Origin of the sequence: Klebsiella sp. GN_Kp190 (assembly GCF_040061795.1) — a bacterium.
GTDB classification, from domain to species: Bacteria; Pseudomonadota; Gammaproteobacteria; order Enterobacterales; family Enterobacteriaceae; genus Klebsiella; species Klebsiella michiganensis.
The window spans coordinates 24,713-41,395 of the sequence record NZ_JBEAFN010000071.1; the positions used below are offsets into that span (position 1 = coordinate 24,713).

General features: G+C 58.3%; 19 protein-coding genes. 14 read left to right on the top strand and 5 right to left on the bottom strand.

Going from position 1 to position 16,683, the window contains the following annotated elements; genetic code table 11:
• Window positions 1–6: 6 nt before the first annotated feature.
• Genes eutB through eutR form a run of 5 tightly spaced genes read left to right on the top strand, consistent with a single transcriptional unit; the run spans window position 7 to window position 4,545 of the window.
• Window positions 7–1,368, top strand: coding sequence for an ethanolamine ammonia-lyase subunit alpha (gene eutB, locus ABLU67_RS25865; RefSeq protein WP_004104373.1), 1,362 nt, complete (start codon window positions 7–9; stop codon window positions 1,366–1,368).
• Between the two features lie 20 nt (window positions 1,369–1,388).
• On the top strand, window positions 1,389–2,282 hold the full coding sequence (gene eutC, locus ABLU67_RS25870) for an ethanolamine ammonia-lyase subunit EutC (protein ID WP_025106629.1): 894 nt from the start codon (window positions 1,389–1,391) through the stop codon (window positions 2,280–2,282).
• A gap of 9 nt (window positions 2,283–2,291) precedes the next feature.
• Window positions 2,292–2,951: an ethanolamine utilization microcompartment protein EutL gene (gene eutL, locus ABLU67_RS25875; protein WP_004853042.1), complete on the top strand. Its 660-nt coding sequence runs from the start codon at window positions 2,292–2,294 to the stop codon at window positions 2,949–2,951.
• A gap of 10 nt (window positions 2,952–2,961) precedes the next feature.
• Window positions 2,962–3,444: an ethanolamine utilization microcompartment protein EutK gene (gene eutK, locus ABLU67_RS25880; RefSeq protein ID WP_014230327.1), complete on the top strand. Its 483-nt coding sequence runs from the start codon at window positions 2,962–2,964 to the stop codon at window positions 3,442–3,444.
• A 48-nt stretch (window positions 3,445–3,492) separates the two neighbouring features.
• The gene (eutR, locus tag ABLU67_RS25885) at window positions 3,493–4,545 is read left to right on the top strand and encodes an HTH-type transcriptional regulator EutR (protein WP_025106630.1); all 1,053 of its coding nucleotides are present in this window, start codon (window positions 3,493–3,495) and stop codon (window positions 4,543–4,545) included.
• A 114-nt stretch (window positions 4,546–4,659) separates the two neighbouring features.
• Here eutR and hemF read toward each other — a convergent pair whose 3' ends face one another.
• Together hemF and amiA are read right to left on the bottom strand one after the other, a co-directional pair.
• Complete coding sequence (gene hemF, locus ABLU67_RS25890) at window positions 4,660–5,559, bottom strand: oxygen-dependent coproporphyrinogen oxidase (protein ID WP_047723139.1); 900 nt, start codon at window positions 5,557–5,559, stop codon at window positions 4,660–4,662.
• Window positions 5,559–6,434, bottom strand: a complete 876-nt coding sequence (gene amiA / locus ABLU67_RS25895) for an N-acetylmuramoyl-L-alanine amidase AmiA (RefSeq protein WP_004870750.1) — start codon at window positions 6,432–6,434, stop codon at window positions 5,559–5,561. The genes hemF and amiA overlap by 1 nt, the downstream gene beginning before the upstream one ends.
• A gap of 211 nt (window positions 6,435–6,645) precedes the next feature.
• Here amiA and ABLU67_RS25900 point away from each other — a divergent pair, with 211 nt between their 5' ends.
• The 9 genes from ABLU67_RS25900 to cysM all read left to right on the top strand — a co-directional run bounded on the left by ABLU67_RS25900 (window position 6,646) and on the right by cysM (window position 14,153).
• Window positions 6,646–7,071, top strand: a complete 426-nt coding sequence (locus ABLU67_RS25900; RefSeq protein WP_004853033.1) for a GNAT family acetyltransferase — start codon at window positions 6,646–6,648, stop codon at window positions 7,069–7,071.
• Window positions 7,058–7,507 (top strand): DUF2919 domain-containing protein, encoded by a 450-nt coding sequence (locus ABLU67_RS25905; protein WP_004853030.1) that lies wholly within the window; start codon window positions 7,058–7,060, stop codon window positions 7,505–7,507. The genes ABLU67_RS25900 and ABLU67_RS25905 overlap by 14 nt, the downstream gene beginning before the upstream one ends.
• 63 nt (window positions 7,508–7,570) lie before the next feature.
• A complete protein-coding gene (locus ABLU67_RS25910) occupies window positions 7,571–8,146 on the top strand; it encodes an RpoE-regulated lipoprotein (RefSeq protein WP_014230324.1) in 576 nt (191 codons plus the stop codon).
• A gap of 93 nt (window positions 8,147–8,239) precedes the next feature.
• Entirely contained in the window at window positions 8,240–9,139 is a 900-nt protein-coding gene (locus ABLU67_RS25915) for a Dyp-type peroxidase (RefSeq protein ID WP_009654897.1), read from the top strand.
• Between the two features lie 227 nt (window positions 9,140–9,366).
• Window positions 9,367–10,383 carry a thiosulfate/sulfate ABC transporter substrate-binding protein CysP gene (cysP, locus tag ABLU67_RS25920; RefSeq protein WP_014230322.1) on the top strand — a complete coding sequence of 339 codons (1,017 nt, stop codon included), beginning with the start codon at window positions 9,367–9,369 and terminating at the stop codon, window positions 10,381–10,383.
• Complete coding sequence (cysT, locus tag ABLU67_RS25925; protein ID WP_004123378.1) at window positions 10,383–11,216, top strand: sulfate/thiosulfate ABC transporter permease CysT; 834 nt, start codon at window positions 10,383–10,385, stop codon at window positions 11,214–11,216. Before cysP ends, cysT begins: the two co-directional genes overlap by 1 nt.
• Window positions 11,216–12,091 (top strand): sulfate/thiosulfate ABC transporter permease CysW, encoded by an 876-nt coding sequence (gene cysW / locus ABLU67_RS25930; RefSeq protein WP_004853017.1) that lies wholly within the window; start codon window positions 11,216–11,218, stop codon window positions 12,089–12,091. Before cysT ends, cysW begins: the two co-directional genes overlap by 1 nt.
• Complete coding sequence (gene cysA / locus ABLU67_RS25935; protein WP_004853015.1) at window positions 12,081–13,175, top strand: sulfate/thiosulfate ABC transporter ATP-binding protein CysA; 1,095 nt, start codon at window positions 12,081–12,083, stop codon at window positions 13,173–13,175. Before cysW ends, cysA begins: the two co-directional genes overlap by 11 nt.
• Window positions 13,176–13,241: 66 nt before the next feature.
• Window positions 13,242–14,153: a cysteine synthase CysM gene (cysM, locus tag ABLU67_RS25940; RefSeq protein WP_348852592.1), complete on the top strand. Its 912-nt coding sequence runs from the start codon at window positions 13,242–13,244 to the stop codon at window positions 14,151–14,153.
• Here cysM and ABLU67_RS25945 read toward each other — a convergent pair.
• The 3 genes from ABLU67_RS25945 to ptsJ are packed head-to-tail and all read right to left on the bottom strand — an operon-like array spanning window position 14,150 to window position 16,623.
• Window positions 14,150–14,557 carry a nuclear transport factor 2 family protein gene (locus tag ABLU67_RS25945; protein ID WP_014230318.1) on the bottom strand — a complete coding sequence of 136 codons (408 nt, stop codon included), beginning with the start codon at window positions 14,555–14,557 and terminating at the stop codon, window positions 14,150–14,152. The genes cysM and ABLU67_RS25945 overlap by 4 nt on opposite strands.
• Before the next feature lie 45 nt (window positions 14,558–14,602).
• Window positions 14,603–15,310: a GMP synthase gene (locus ABLU67_RS25950; protein WP_009654866.1), complete on the bottom strand. Its 708-nt coding sequence runs from the start codon at window positions 15,308–15,310 to the stop codon at window positions 14,603–14,605.
• A gap of 14 nt (window positions 15,311–15,324) precedes the next feature.
• Window positions 15,325–16,623 (bottom strand): transcriptional regulator PtsJ, encoded by a 1,299-nt coding sequence (gene ptsJ, locus ABLU67_RS25955; RefSeq protein ID WP_025106635.1) that lies wholly within the window; start codon window positions 16,621–16,623, stop codon window positions 15,325–15,327.
• Window positions 16,624–16,683 lie beyond the last annotated feature (60 nt).

A 16,683-nucleotide genomic window follows, 5' to 3' on the forward strand; every position in this document is an offset into this window, starting at 1 on the left:
CGACTTATGAAACTAAAGACCACATTGTTCGGCAATGTTTATCAGTTTAAGGATGTAAAAGAGGTGCTGGCTAAAGCCAACGAACTGCGTTCGGGGGATGTGCTGGCGGGGGTGGCGGCGGAAAGTTCGCAGCAGCGCGTGGCGGCGAAGCAGGTGCTCTCCGATATGACGGTCGCCGATATTCGTAACAATCCGGTGATTCCTTATGAAGAGGACTGCGTGACGCGCCTGATTCAGGATGACGTCAACGAAACCGCCTATCAGCGGATTAAAAACTGGACTATCAGCGACCTGCGCGAATACGTGCTTAACGATGAGGTCACCAGCGATGACATCGCGTTTGTGCGCAAAGGGCTGACCTCAGAAGTGGTGGCGGCGGTGGCGAAGGTCTGCTCCAACGCCGACCTGATCTACGGCGCGAAGAAAATGCCGGTGATTAAAAAAGCCAACACCACCATCGGCCTGCCGGGCACCTTTAGCTGCCGCCTGCAGCCGAACGATACCCGCGATGACGTGCAGAGCATTGCCGCGCAAATCTACGAAGGGCTCTCGTTCGGCGCGGGCGATGCGGTGATCGGCGTTAACCCGGTAACCGATGACGTGGAGAACCTGACCCGCGTCCTCGATACCGTCTACGGCGTTATCGACAAGTTTAATATCCCGACCCAGGGCTGCGTGCTGGCGCACGTCACCACCCAGATTGAAGCGATCCGTCGCGGCGCCCCGGGGGGGCTTATTTTCCAGAGCATCTGCGGCAGCGAAAAGGGGCTAAAAGAGTTCGGCGTGGAGCTGGCGATGCTCGATGAAGCGAGGGCGGTCGGCGCCGAGTTTAACCGTATCGCCGGGGAGAACTGCCTGTACTTTGAAACCGGGCAGGGCTCGGCGCTGTCGGCCGGCGCGAACTTCGGCGCCGACCAGGTGACGATGGAGGCGCGCAACTATGGCCTGGCGCGGCACTACGATCCGTTCCTCGTCAATACCGTGGTGGGCTTTATCGGGCCGGAGTACCTCTATAACGATCGGCAGATTATTCGCGCCGGTCTCGAAGATCACTTTATGGGCAAGCTGAGCGGCATCTCGATGGGCTGCGACTGCTGCTACACCAACCATGCAGACGCCGACCAGAACCTCAATGAAAACCTGATGATTCTGCTCGCCACCGCCGGCTGCAACTACATCATGGGCATGCCGCTCGGCGACGACATCATGCTCAACTATCAGACCACCGCGTTTCACGATACCGCTACCGTCCGTCAGCTGCTGAATCTACGGCCGTCGCCGGAGTTCGAACGCTGGCTGGAAACCATGGGCATTATGGCAAACGGTCGTCTGACCCAACGGGCGGGCGATCCGTCACTGTTCTTTTGATGACGCGGGGATGACACATGATGGATCAAAAGCAGATTGAAGAAATTGTACGTAGCGTGATGGCGTCAATGGGACAACCGCAGACGGCAGCAGCAGCGCCTGAGGCGACGGTGACGAAGTGCGCCAGCCGGTGCGAGGTCGCGGCGGAGAGCTGCGTGCTGGATTTAGGTTCGCCAGAGGCGAAAGGCTGGATTGGCGTGCAGCAGCCGCATCGTGCGGAAGTGCTGGCCGAACTGAAGCGCAGCACCGCGGCGCGCGTGTGTACCGGCCGCGCCGGTCCGCGTCCGCGCACCCTCGCGCTGCTGCGCTTCCTCGCCGACCACTCGCGCTCCAAGGATACGGTGCTGAAAGAGGTACCGGAGGAGTGGGTGAAAACCCAGGGATTGCTGGAGGTGCGCTCCGAAATTAGCGACAAAAACCTCTACCTGACGCGCCCGGATATGGGCCGTCGGCTGAGTCCGGAGGCTATTGAGGCGCTGAAGGCGCAGTGCGTGGCGAATCCTGACGTTCAGGTGGTGGTATCCGATGGCCTCTCTACCGACGCGATTACCGTCAACTATGAAGAGATCCTGCCGCCGCTGCTGTCGGGCCTGAAGCAGGCCGGACTGAAGGTCGGTACGCCGTTCTTCGTCCGCTACGGGCGGGTCAAAATTGAAGATCAGATTGGCGAAATTCTCGGCGCGAAGGTGGTCATCCTGCTGGTAGGCGAACGTCCGGGGCTGGGGCAGTCGGAAAGCCTCTCCTGTTACGCCGTGTATTCGCCGCGCGTGGCGACCACCGTCGAAGCGGACAGGACCTGTATTTCCAATATTCACCAGGGCGGTACGCCCCCGGTAGAAGCCGCGGCGGTGATTGTCGATTTGGCCAAACGCATGCTGGAGCAGAAGGCTTCCGGCATCAACATGACTCGGTAAGGAGGCATCATGCCTGCATTAGATTTAATTCGCCCTTCGGTGACGGCCATGCGCGTGATTGCCTCAGTGAATGACGGCTTTGCCCGCGAGCTTAAATTACCGCCACATATACGTAGCCTCGGACTCATCACGGCGGATTCGGATGATGTGACTTATATTGCCGCTGACGAAGCGACAAAACAGGCGATGGTGGAAGTGGTCTACGGTCGTTCTCTTTACGCCGGCGCGGCCCACGGCCCTTCGCCAACCGCAGGTGAAGTGCTGATTATGCTGGGCGGCCCGAACCCGGCGGAAGTGCGCGCCGGTCTGGATGCGATGGTGGCGCATATCGAAACTGGGGCCGCGTTCCAGTGGGCCAACGATGCCGAAGATACGGCGTTTCTGGCGCACGTGGTGTCGCGTACCGGCTCTTATCTCTCGTCTACCTCCGGCATTGCGCTGGGCGATCCGATCGCTTATCTGGTGGCGCCGCCGCTGGAGGCGACCTTCGGTATCGATGCGGCAATGAAATCGGCCGACGTGCAGCTGGTGACCTACGTGCCGCCGCCGTCGGAAACCAACTATTCCGCCGCCTTTTTGACGGGAAGCCAGGCCGCCTGTAAAGCCGCCTGTAACGCCTTTACCGATGCCGTTCTGGATATTGCCCGTCATCCAATCCAGCGCGCGTAAGGGGGAAGCGATGATCAACGCCCTGGGATTACTGGAAGTGGACGGCATGGTGGCCGCCGTTGACGCGGCGGATGCGATGCTGAAGGCGGCCAACGTGCGGCTGCTCAGCCATGAGGTTCTTGACCCCGGCAGGCTGACGCTGGTGGTGGAAGGCGACCTGGCGGCGTGCCGGGCGGCGCTGGATGCCGGCAGCGCTGCGGCGCAGCGTACGGGGCGCGTTATCAGCCGTCGGGAGATTGGACGCCCGGAAGAGGATACCCAGCGGCTGATCGCCGGTTTTCAACGGCTGCCGCAAACGCCGGAGCCGCCGGTGGTCGTGGAATCCTCAGAACCCTTGCTGACGCTGCTCTCTTCGACGCGTCAGGGAATGACGGCAGGGGAGGTGGCCGCCCATTTCGGCTGGTCGCTTGAAGAGGCCAGGAAGGCGCTGGAGCAGCTCTTTTCTACCGGAGCGTTGCGTAAACGCAGTAGTCGCTATCGCTTAAAAAATTAACCAGTCGGAGGTGCCGGGAACGCGAAAGCGCTCCCGGTTTATCAGATCATGAAAAAGAAAAAACCGGCCAACCTGCACCATCTTTATCATGAAGCATTACCCGAAGACGTTAAACTGACGCCGATGGTCGAGGTGGACAACGTCCATCAGCGGCGGACCACCGATGTCTATGAACATGCCCTGACGATTACCGCCTGGCAGCAGATTTACGATCAGCTGCATCCGGGGAAATTTCACGGTGAATTTACCGAAATCCTGCTCGATGATATTCAGGTCTTTCGCGAATATACCGGCCTGGCGCTGCGTCAGTCCTGCCTGGTGTGGCCGAACTCCTTCTGGTTCGGTATTCCGGCAACCCGCGGCGAGCAGGGGTTTATTGGCTCACAGTGCCTCGGCAGCGCCGAAATCGCCACCCGACCCGGCGGCACCGAGTTTGAGCTCAGCACGCCGGATGATTACACCATTCTGGGCGTAGTGATCTCGGAGGATGTCATTTCCCGCCAGGCCAGCTTCCTGCATCACCCGGAGCGGGTGCTGCATATGCTGCGTAACCAGTCGGCGCTGGAGGTCAAAGAGGAGCACAAGGCGGCGCTGTGGGGCTTTGTGCAGCAGGCGCTGGCGACGTTTAGCGAGAATCCGGAGAACCTTCATCAGCCCGCGGTGCGTAAGGTGTTGGGCGATAATCTCCTGCTGGCGATGGGGGCGATGCTGGAGGAGGCGCAGCCGATGATTACCGCCGAGAGCATTAGCCACCAGAGCTATCGGCGTCTGCTTTCCCGGGCGCGGGAGTACGTGCTGGAGAATATGTCGGAGCCGCTGACGGTTCTCGATTTATGTCAGCAACTGCACGTCAGCCGCCGTACGCTGCAAAACGCCTTTCACGCCATTCTGGGGATCGGGCCGAACGCCTGGCTGAAGCGCATTCGTTTAAACGCGGTGCGCCGGGAGCTGATTAGCCCGTGGTCGCAGAGCACGACGGTTAAGGATGCGGCGATGCAGTGGGGATTCTGGCACCTGGGCCAGTTCGCTACCGATTATCAGCAGCTGTTCGCCGAGAAACCGTCGCTGACGCTGCATCAGCGGATGCGGCAGTGGGCGTGATGACGATCTATTTAGCGGATGGTGATTCGCGCCGTCATCGCAGGCCTGATAAGCGTAGCGTCATCAGGCAAAACAGCGCCGTATCTGGCCTGCGAACCGCACTATCAGGCAACGTTAAACCCAATCGCGCACCTGAATAAACGCGCTCAGCGCCGCTTCCGGGCTGCCCGCTTCCGGCTGGTAGTCGTATTCCCAGCGCACCAGCGGCGGCATCGACATCAGAATGGATTCGGTGCGGCCGCCGGTTTGCAGGCCGAACAGGGTGCCGCGATCCCACACCAGGTTGAACTCCACGTAGCGCCCGCGGCGGTAGAGCTGAAAATCGCGCTCGCGCTCGCCCCAGACCCTCTCTTTACGCCGCTCGACAATGGGCAGATACGCATCGGTGAAGCCATTGCCCACCGCCTGCATAAAGTCGAAACAATGGTCAAAGTTCGGGGTATTCAAATCATCAAAAAACAGGCCTCCGATGCCGCGCTGCTCGTTACGATGCTTGAGGAAGAAGTAGTCGTCGCACCACTTTTTATAGCGCGGATAAACCTCTTCGCCGAAGGGCTGGCACAGGTCGCGGGCGGTGCGATGCCAGTGAACGGCATCTTCTTCAAAGCCGTAGTAGGGGGTTAAATCGAAGCCGCCGCCGAACCACCATACCGGCTCGGCGCCCGGTTTTTCCGCGATAAAGAAGCGCACGTTGGCGTGGCTGGTAGGGATATAGGGGCTGCGCGGGTGCACGACCAGCGAGACGCCCATCGCTTCAAAGCTGCGGCCCGCCAGCTCAGGGCGGTGCGCGGTTGCGGAGGCCGGCATCGCCTCGCCGTGCACGTGCGAAAAGTTAACGCCAGCCTGCTCAAAGATACCGCCATCGCGCAGCACCCGGCTGCGTCCGCCGCCGCCGCCTTCCCGCTGCCAGCTATCTTCGATGAATTCGCTGCCGTCAACGGCGCTGAGCTTTTGGCAGATAGCATCCTGGAGCTGGAGAAGGAAAGCTTTTACCTGGTGCGCATCGGGTCTCATTAACGTCTCTTCGAGTGGGCTTTCTGGTTATCGAACCAGTGGAAATAGCTGATGATGCCGTTGGCAATCGCCGTGGCGATTTTCTGCCGGAACGCGGTGGTGCCGAGCAGTTTTTCTTCGTTCGGATTGGTAATAAACGAGGTTTCTACCAGCACCGACGGAATCGACGGCGATTTCAGCACCACAAACGCCGCCTGCTCGGTATTGCGGCTGTGCAGCTTGTGCACCGGCTTGATCTTTTTCAGGATATGGGAACCGAGCGTCAGGCTGTTTTTGATGGTATCAGTTTGTACCAGGTCGAACAGCACTTGCTGCAATAGGTGGTCTTTATCCGTCGTTTTCTTGCCGGCCACTTCATCCGCCCGGTTTTCACGGTCCGAGAGATACTTTGCCATGGCGCTACTGGCGCCGCGGTTGGAAAGGGCGAAAACGGAAGCGCCGGCCGCGCTCGGGTTGGTGAAACCATCGGCGTGAATTGACATAAAAAGATCGGCGCCGTGCTGGTGGGCGATCTCCACCCGGTCATAGAGCGGAATAAAGGTATCGCCGCTGCGCGTCAGGCGCGCATCGATGCCGTTGCTGCGCAGAATGCTGCGCACGTTTTTAGCGATCGCCAGCACGACGTGCTTCTCTTTTGAACCGTTATGGCCGATAGCGCCGGTATCAATACCGCCATGGCCCGGGTCGAGCATCACGACGCGTTTGGCGCCTTTTTTCTTCGCTGCGGGTTTGCTGTGCCCATTGGATGTTTTCAATGGCTGTTGTTCTTTCGCGCTGGCCTGTGAGGCGATCCCTGAAAGCGTGATTGCTGCCAGCCCGGCTTTCAGCACCTGGCGGCGCGAAGCAAGTATTTTTAATGGTTTAAAAGTGCTCATTCGGCCTGAATTGCAAACAAGTGGTAACCAATGTTATATCGTATCGTCTTTTCTGATACGACCATTCAAAATAAGAATTGTTTTACTTTTCATTTCAATACATGACAAAGTCATAGTATGCCATTTTTTGCGGCTCATTGCGCCTGATATTGGCTATCGGGCACAATCACGCCATAATCTCTGTTTTTAACCGTCAATGGTGGGGAATACCATGGAGATACGCGTTTTTCGCCAGCAAGATTTCGAAGAGGTCATCACCCTGTGGGAGCGTTGCGATCTCCTTCGCCCATGGAACGATCCGGAAATGGATATTGAACGTAAGCTGAACCACGATGCCAGCCTGTTTCTGGTCGCCGAAGTTAACGGTGAAGTGGTTGGCACGGTGATGGGCGGTTATGACGGGCATCGCGGGTCTGCCTATTATCTTGGCGTGCATCCTGAATATCGCGGTCGCGGTATTGCTAATGCGCTACTTAATCGGCTGGAGAAAAAGCTGATCGCCCGCGGCTGTCCGAAAATAAATATTATGGTTCGCGAAGATAATGATGTGGTGCAGGGGATGTACGAACGCCTTGGCTATGAGCATTCAGACGTGCTGTGCCTCGGCAAGCGCTTAATTGAAGATGAAGAATACTGAGTTTATCCCCGCCGATTTCGATACCCACGGCCGCCTGCGTTTGCCGTTTCTCTTTTGGTGCGTGCTGCTGCTTCAGGCGCGGACGTGGGTGCTATTTCTGATGGCCGGCGCGTCACGCCAGCAGGGCGACGCGCTGCTGAATCTGTTTTATCCGGACCACGATAATTTTTGGCTGGGATTGCTCCCCGGCATTCCGGCGGTGCTGGCGTTTATCATTAGCGGGCATCGTCAGCGCTTCCCCCGGCTCTGGCCCATGATGCGCTGGCTGCTGGTGCTTTCCCAGCTCTTGCTGTTGGTCTGGCAACCGCTGTTGTGGATGAGCGGCGAGTCGCCTTCGGCGGTGACCATCGGCCTGCTGGCGGCGGATCTTTACGCGCTCTGGTGGCTGTTAAGCAGCCGTCGGCTGAAAGCCTGTTTTCGCGAAGAACAGGTTTAACGGCACTTTTTGCCGATCGCGCACTCCAACTTGCGTTGAATACATCAGAAAGGACACTCAGTCATGAAATCGCTACGTTTACTTCTCTGCGCACTACCGCTGGCTTTAACCGGCTGCTCAACGATGAGCTCGGTGAACTGGTCGGCGGCTTATCCGTGGAACTGGTTTGGTTCCTCTATGGAGGTGAGCGAACAGGGCGTAGGCAACCTGACGGCGTCAACGGCGCTGAGCGAGCAGGCGATCGGCGACGCGCTCGGCAGCAGCTACCGCCTGCGCAGCGGCATGAAAACGGCTAACGGCAATATTGTGCGCTATTTCGAAGCGTTAAAAGATGACAAGGTCGCGCTGACCATCAACGGCGAGAGCGGGACTATTAGCCGCATCGACGTGCGCGATAGCAATATCAAAGCCGCCAGCGGCGTGAAAATCGGTACCCCGTTCAGCGATATCTACAGCAAAGCGTTTGGTAACTGCCAGAAAGGCAGCAACGATAACGGTGCCGTGGTGGAGTGCAAGGCCGAGGGTAGCCAGCATATTAGCTATGCCTTCACCGGCAACTGGAGCGGCCCTGATGAGCTAATGCCCTCCGACGACACGCTGAAAAACTGGAAGGTGAGCAAGATTATCTGGCGTCGCTAATTTGATCTGAAGTGATTCGAGGTCCTGAAAAAGCGGGTACAATAGCGCCTTAAAAAGCCACAGCGTTGTGGTTGTACTATTTCAGGAGGAGCGATGTCTCAGGTTCAGAGCGGCATTTTGCCGGAACATTGCCGTGCGGCGATTTGGATTGAAGCAAATGTCAAAGGCGATGTTGACGCCCTGCGCGAAGCCAGCAAGGTGTTTGCCGATAAGTTAGCCACCTTTCAGGCGAAATACCCGGAAGCGAAGCTGGGGGCGGTGGTCGCTTTTGGCCATAACGTCTGGCGTCAGCTAAGCGGTGGCGTCGGGGCTGAAGAGCTAAAAGACTTCCCGTCCTATGGCAAAGGTCTGGCCCCGGCCACCCAGTATGATGTGCTAATCCACATTCTGTCCGCGCAGCATGAGCTGAATTTTTCTGTCGCTCAGGCGGCCCTCTCCGCTTTTGGCGCAGCGATTGATGTTAAAGAAGAGATTCACGGCTTTCGCTGGATTGAAGAGCGCGATCTGAGCGGCTTTGTCGACGGTACTGAAAACCCGGCGGGGGAAGAGACCCGCCGTGAAGTGGCGGTGATTCAGGATGGCGTCGATGCGGGCGGCAGCTACGTATTTGTGCAGCGCTGGGAGCACAACCTCAAGCAGCTTAATCGCATGAGCGTTCCCGATCAGGAGATGATGATCGGCCGTACCAAAGAAGCCAACGAAGAGATTGACGGCGACGATCGTCCGGATACCTCTCACCTGAGCCGCGTGGATCTGAAAGAAGAAGGTAAAGGGCTGAAGATTGTGCGTCAGAGCCTGCCGTACGGTACCGCCAGCGGCACCCACGGCCTCTACTTTTGCGCCTACTGCGCGCGTCTGCACAATATTGAACAGCAGCTGCTGAGCATGTTCGGCGATACCGACGGTAAGCGCGACGCGATGCTGCGTTTTACCAAACCGGTGACCGGCGGATACTACTTCGCGCCTTCGCTGGATAGACTGCTGGCGCTGTAAGATCTTCTCCTGACCCTCTCCCCCGCAGGGAGAGGGGACCGTTCGGCGCGGCCGGCAGGCGTCGAACGTTTTCCGGTTCTGCATGCGTGATTCAGATAAGCTTTGCCATTCCCTTATTCTCTTTTCGACTTCCAAATCGCCAAACGGTATATAAAACCGTTACTCCTTTCATAGCCGTTATAAATATGATGATCAGCAGAAAATCATCATATTGATAAGGGTGCGCAATGGCCGTTAAATCACTAAAAAAAGGATATCTGGCGCTGGCTGCTTCTGTGCTGCTGGTCGCACAGGCGCAGGCGACGGAATTGCTGAATAGTTCCTACGATGTTTCCCGCGAGCTGTTTGCCGCCCTTAACCCGCAGTTCGAACAGCAGTGGGCGAAAGATAACGGCGGCGATAAGCTGACGATAAAACAATCTCATGCCGGGTCATCAAAACAGGCGCTGGCGATTCTGCAAGGGCTGAAGGCTGACGTGGTGACCTACAATCAGGTGACCGATGTCCAGATTCTGCACGACAAAGGCAAGCTGATCCCCGCCGACTGGCAAAGCCGTCTGCCGAATAACAGCTCGCCGTTTTACTCCACCATGGGCTTCCTGGTGCGTAAAGGTAACCCGAAGAATATCCACGACTGGAATGACTTAGTGCGTTCCGACGTGAAGCTGATTTTCCCGAACCCAAAAACCTCCGGCAACGCGCGTTACACTTATTTAGCGGCGTGGGGCGCGGCGGACAAGGCTGACGGCGGCGATAAAGCGAAAACCGAGCAGTTCATGACCCAGTTCCTGAAAAACGTCGAAGTGTTTGATACCGGCGGTCGCGGGGCTACCACGACCTTCGCCGAGCGCGGTCTGGGCGATGTGCTGATCAGCTTCGAATCGGAAGTGAACAACATCCGCAAACAGTATGAAGCGCAGGGCTTTGAGGTGGTTATCCCGAAAACCAACATCCTGGCCGAGTTCCCGGTGGCGTGGGTGGATAAAAACGTCCAGGCCAACGGTACCGAGAAAGCGGCAAAAGCCTATCTCAACTACCTGTACAGCCCACAGGCGCAGACCATCATTACCGATTACTACTACCGCGTGAATAACCCGGACGTGATGAACAAACTGAAAGATAAATTCCCGCAGACCGAACTGTTCCGCGTGGAAGATAAATTTGGCTCCTGGCCTGATGTGATGAAAACCCATTTTGCCAGCGGCGGTGAGCTGGACAAACTGCTGGCGGCGGGGCGTAAGTAATGTTTGCAGTATCGACTAAACGCGTGCTGCCGGGCTTTACCTTAAGCCTCGGGACCAGCCTGCTGTTCGTCTGCCTTATCCTGTTGTTGCCGCTCAGCGCGCTGGTGATGCAGCTTGCCCAGATGAGCTGGGCGCAGTACTGGGACGTGGTGACCAACCCGCAGGTGGTGGCGGCCTATAAAGTGACGCTGCTGTCGGCGTTTGTCGCCTCCATTTTTAACGGCGTGTTCGGCCTGCTGATGGCGTGGATCTTAACCCGCTACCGCTTCCCGGGCCGCACGCTGCTTGATGCGCTGATGGATTTGCCGTTTGCGCTGCCGACGGCCGTTGCCGGCTTAACCCTCGCCTCGCTCTTCTCCGTGAACGGGTTGTACGGCGAGTGGCTGGCGAAATTTGATATTAAAGTCACCTATACCTGGCTCGGTATCGCGGTGGCCATGGCCTTTACCAGCATCCCGTTTGTGGTGCGTACCGTGCAGCCGGTGCTGGAAGAGTTGGGTCCGGAATATGAAGAGGCGGCGGAAACCCTGGGCGCCACGCGCTGGCAGAGCTTTCGCAAGGTGGTGCTGCCGGAGCTCTCCCCGGCGCTGATGGCGGGCGTTGCGCTGTCCTTTACCCGCAGCCTCGGTGAGTTCGGCGCGGTGATTTTTATCGCCGGCAACATTGCGTGGAAAACGGAAGTGACCTCGCTGATGATTTTTATTCGTTTGCAGGAGTTTGATTACCCGGCGGCGAGCGCGATTGCTTCGGTGATCCTCGCGGCCTCGCTGCTGCTGCTGTACTCGATTAACACTCTGCAAAGTCGCTTTGGTCGACGTGTGGTAGGTCACTGATGGCGGAAGTTACGCAATTGAAGCGATACGATGCGCCCCGCATCAACTGGGGTAAATGGTTTCTGATCGGTGCGGGCGTGCTGGTTTCCGCGTTTATTCTCGTCGTGCCGACGGTGTATATCTTCGTTCAGGCCTTCAGCAAGGGGCTGATGCCCGCGCTGGAAAACCTGGCGAACCCGGATATGCTGCACGCCATCTGGCTGACCGTGCTGATTGCATTGATCACCGTGCCGGTGAACCTGGTGTTCGGCACGCTGCTGGCGTGGCTGGTGACGCGCTTTAACTTCCCGGGACGTCAGCTGCTGCTGACCCTGCTGGATATTCCTTTTGCCGTGTCGCCGGTGGTAGCGGGCCTGGTGTATCTGCTCTTTTACGGCTCCAACGGGCCGCTGGGCGGCTGGCTGGATGAGCACAACCTGCAGATCATGTTCGCCTGGCCGGGCATGGTGCTGGTGACGGTCTTTGTGACCTGCCCGTTTGTGGTGCGCGAGCTGGTGCCGGTGATGTTAAGCCAGGGGAGCAACGAAGACGAAGCGGCGGTGCTGCTGGGCGCGTCAGGCTGGCAGATGTTCCGCCGCGTGACGCTGCCGAATATCCGCTGGGCGCTGCTTTACGGCGTGGTGCTGACCAACGCCCGCGCGATTGGCGAGTTTGGTGCCGTTTCCGTCGTCTCCGGCTCTATTCGCGGTGAAACCCTGTCGCTGCCGCTACAGATTGAGCTGCTGCAGCAGGACTACAACACCATCGGTTCGTTTACTGCCGCCGCGTTGCTGACGCTGATGGCTATTTTGACCCTGTTTTTGAAGAGTGTGGTGCAGTGGCGTTTAGAAAATCAGGAAAAACGTCAGCATCAGGAGGGAAATCATGAGCATTGAGATTGCCAATATTAAGAAGTCTTTTGGTCGCACCCAGGTGCTGAATGATATCTCGCTGGATATCCCTTCCGGACAAATGGTGGCGCTGCTCGGGCCGTCTGGCTCCGGTAAAACCACGCTGCTGCGTATTATCGCCGGGCTTGAGCATCAGACCAGCGGGCACATCCGCTTTCACGGCACCGACGTGAGCCGTCTGCATGCCCGCGATCGCAAGGTGGGCTTTGTATTCCAGCATTACGCGCTGTTCCGCCATATGACCGTGTTCGACAATATTGCGTTTGGCCTGACCGTACTGCCGCGCCGCGAGCGCCCAAATGCGGCGGCCATCAAAGCGAAAGTCACCAAACTGCTGGAGATGGTACAGCTTGCGCATCTGGCGGATCGCTTTCCGGCACAGCTCTCCGGCGGGCAGAAGCAGCGCGTGGCGCTGGCGCGTGCGCTGGCGGTTGAACCGCAAATTCTGCTGCTGGATGAACCCTTCGGCGCGCTGGACGCCCAGGTGCGTAAAGAGCTGCGTCGCTGGCTGCGTCAGCTGCATGAAGAGCTGAAGTTCACCAGCGTCTTCGTCACCCACGATCAGGAAGAGGCGATGGAAGTTGCCGACCGCGTGGTAGTGATGAGCCAGGGGAACATTGAGCAGGTTGACGAGCCGGAGCAGCTCTGGCGCGAACCGGCGACCCGCTTTGTGCTGGAATTTATGGGCGAGGTGAACCGTCTGCAGGGCACCATTCGCGGCGGACAATTCCACGTGGGCGCGCACCGCTGGCCGCTGGGCTATACCTCCGCGCATCAGGGGCCGGTCGATCTGTTCCTGCGTCCGTGGGAAGTTGACGTGAGCCGCCGAACCAGCCTCGATTCACCGCTGCCGGTGCAGGTGCTGGAAGCTAGCCCTAAAGGTCACTACACGCAATTGGTGGTACAACCGCTGGGCTGGTATACCGAGCCGCTGACCGTGGTCATGCGCGACGACGTCCCGCCGCACCGGGGAGAGCGCCTGTTTGTCGGTCTGCAGCATGCCCGTATTTATCACGGGAAGGAACGCATTGAGACGCGCGAGGATATTGCTCTGGCGGAGTCAGCCTGATAGGTTATCGCGTATGTTTTTCGCCCGGTGGCGTAATGCTTACCGGGCTTTTTATTGGGCAAAACCGTGAATACATTAGAACAAACAATCGGCAACACGCCTCTGGTCAAACTGCAGCGCATGGGGCCGGACAACGGCAGCGAAATCTGGGTCAAACTTGAAGGCAACAATCCGGCGGGGTCGGTGAAAGACAGGGCGGCCCTGTCGATGATTGTCGAGGCCGAAAAGCGCGGAGAGATTAAACCCGGTGATGTGCTGATTGAAGCGACCAGCGGCAACACCGGCATTGCGCTGGCGATGATCGCCGCGCTTAAAGGCTATCAGATGAAGCTGCTGATGCCGGACAACATGAGTCAGGAGCGCCGTGCCGCCATGCGCGCCTACGGTGCGGAGCTGATTCTGGTCACCAAAGAGCAGGGAATGGAAGGCGCGCGTGACTTAGCGTTAGCCATGGCGCAGCGCGGCGAAGGCAAGCTGCTCGATCAGTTCAACAACCCGGACAACCCGTACGCGCACTACACCACTACCGGGCCGGAAATCTGGCAGCAGATCGACGGGCGGATCACCCATTTTGTCTCCAGCATGGGTACCACCGGCACCATTACCGGCGTATCGCGTTTTCTGCGCGAGCAGGATAAAGCGGTGAGCATCGTGGGGCTGCAGCCGGAAGAGGGGAGCAGTATTCCCGGAATTCGCCGCTGGCCTGCCGAATATATGCCGGGCATTTTTAACGCGCAGCTGGTGGACGCGGTGCTCGATATCCATCAACAGGATGCCGAAAACACCATGCGGATGCTGGCGGTGAAGGAGGGAATTTTCTGCGGCGTCAGTTCCGGCGGCGCGGTGGCGGGCGCGCTACGCGTGGCGGGTGAAAATCCTGGCGCGGTAGTGGTGGCGATCGTTTGCGATCGCGGCGATCGCTACCTTTCTACCGGCGTATTTGGCGAAGAGCACTTTACCCAGGGCGCGGGAATTTAAACCTCGGGCGCGTCGAGCAGGTCCGTACCGTAGGAGTTATCCACGGTGCAGAGCCAGCGTTCACCCTGCTGACGAAAGACATAGGTTGCGCGCCGCGTGACCTGTGTTATCCCGGCTTCCGCCGTCGGGATATCCAGCCGGGTTTCCATAATCACCAGCGCATTGCCGCCGCCTTCGATAATCTCCATTTTTCCCTGCGTCACCACCAGCCGGTGCTGGAAATAGTCGGCAATGGCGATAAACGCGTTGCGGATATTTTCTTTGCCCCGCACCACCATGCCTGGCTTGACGACCAGCGCGGCGTCATCAGCGTAATACTCCATCAGTGTCGCGTAATCCTCCTGGGAGATAGCGCGATCGCAGGCTTCGATGGCGGCTTTAAGCTGTGGGTTGGGATTGGGCATTTCTGGCGATCCTTAAATTGTCGGGCTTTAATAAAAGCCTTTTGCTTACTTTGCCGTCAGCTTATCAAGAAACGCCCATAGCTTCTCATTCATTTCGCGATAATCCCAGGCACGCATCTCCTGTTCACTACGAATGAAACGCCTGCCTCTGGCGGCGCTAAGCTCCTGCTGCGAATGGGCGATCAGCAGCTCAATGACCTCAGCATCAAACTCCATGTGGCACTGGAAGCCATAAACCCGGTCGCTGTATTTCACAATTTGCCGCGGGCAGCCTTCGCTGGAGGCCATCACTTCCGCCTCCGGGGTCAGGCCTGGCATATCGTTATGCCAGTGGCCGACGACCAGCGAGGGGCCAAAATGGGCCAGTTTGTCATCCTGCAGGCCCGCGGTGGTGAGCGTGATGGGATAGTGACCCACCTCTTTTTCCGGACTTTGCATGACCGGCGCGCCCAGCGCTTCACCGATAAGCTGCGAGCCCAGGCATATCCCTACCACGATCCGTCCTGCGGCAATGGCCTGCGCAATCAAACGCTGCTCGGCGTGGCTATCAAACCAGGGGCACTCAGATAATGTCGTGCGCGGCGACTGCGGACCGCCGAGCACAACCAGCATATCAAAAGCGTTGGCGTTTTCCGGTAGCCTGTCCCCCGCGTATACCCGCGACCAGCTGATACCGTAGCCGCGCGCCTGCGCCCAGTGCAGGTAAGCTCCCGGCGCTTCAAAGACTTCATGGACGATAAAGTGGATCTGCATAGCGTTAACTCCCGTCACTGTTGTTGTAATATCTGGTATAAGTCATTGGCGAGCTTATTCATTTCATTGTCGCTGAGCGTCGCAAGCGACAGCCTCAGCCCGTGCGAAGGGGCGCGAATGCCGAACGTTTCGCCTTCGCGAACCAGCCAGCCGGCGTGCGCCAGACGGAGCGCTACCGGCTGGCTCGGCTCTTCCAGCGGGAACCAAAAATTAAGGCCGTCTCCCGGCGTCAGATGGGTGATTCCGCGGCTGGCGAGGGCGGCAATCAGCTTTTCATGCTGCTGACGATAGTGGCGCCGGGTTTCCGCCAGAGAGGCCATAAAGGTGTTGTCGTTAAGGCAGGCGATGACCAGATCCTGCAACAGATGGCTGACCCATTGGCTACCGGAATTAAGCCTCAGTCGCAGCGCCGCCGACGTGTCAGCGTCGCTGGCGACGATGGCCAGACGCAAATCTGGTCCCAGGGTTTTTGACAGGGAGCGTACCAGCGCCCAACGCTGACTTTCCGCGGCGATAGGGGAGTACCAGGGCGTGGCGGAGAGCAGCGCGAAATGGTCGTCAACAATCACCAGAACCTGCGGATAGCGGGCCAGTATTTCGCGTATTGCCCGGGCGCGGGATTCGCTGAGGCTACAGCCGGTCGGATTGTGCGCGCGCGGGGTAATAATGACCGCCCGGGCGCCGTTGCTCAGCGCCTCTTCAAGGGCTTCAGGCTGCATGCCTTCCCCGTCGACCGGTACCGGCGAAGGGCTAAAACCGGCGTAGCGCAGCATATTGATGCTGCTGAGAAAGCAGGGGTCTTCGATGGCCACGCTATCGCCGGGCAGCAGCAGGGCGCACAGCAGGCGCTCAAGCGCATCGACAGCGCCGCTGGCAAGGTTAATATCGGCATCCAGGTTCACATCGTTGTTAACCCAGCGGCTGGCCCACGCGGCCAGCCGTGGTTCAACCGCCGCATCGCCGTACAGACGAGGCGCTGGCGCAATTGCGCTGAGATAGTGCTTGAGGTTTGCCAGGCGAGCGGGGTCGGGATTGCCGCTGGAGATATCCTTCAGCGGCGAAGAGGGATCGCCACCTTCAAGGGCGGGCAGGGTATTATGCGTTTTAATGGCGGTACCATTACGCCCCTGGCTGATAGCCAGGCCAGAGGTCACCAGTCGCTTATAGGCGGCAGCGACGGTATTGCGGTTAACCGACAGCTTGCCCGCCAGCTCGCGGACCGGCGGTAAAACATCGCCAGGCTTGAGTGCGCCGCTTTGTACCAGATGGCGGATGCTATCGAAGATCTCACTGGCAGTTTTTCCAACGATCATTATTGACCTATGACAAAATGAATTTTAGCATAGGACGAATGATAATCAGAGTATGACCCG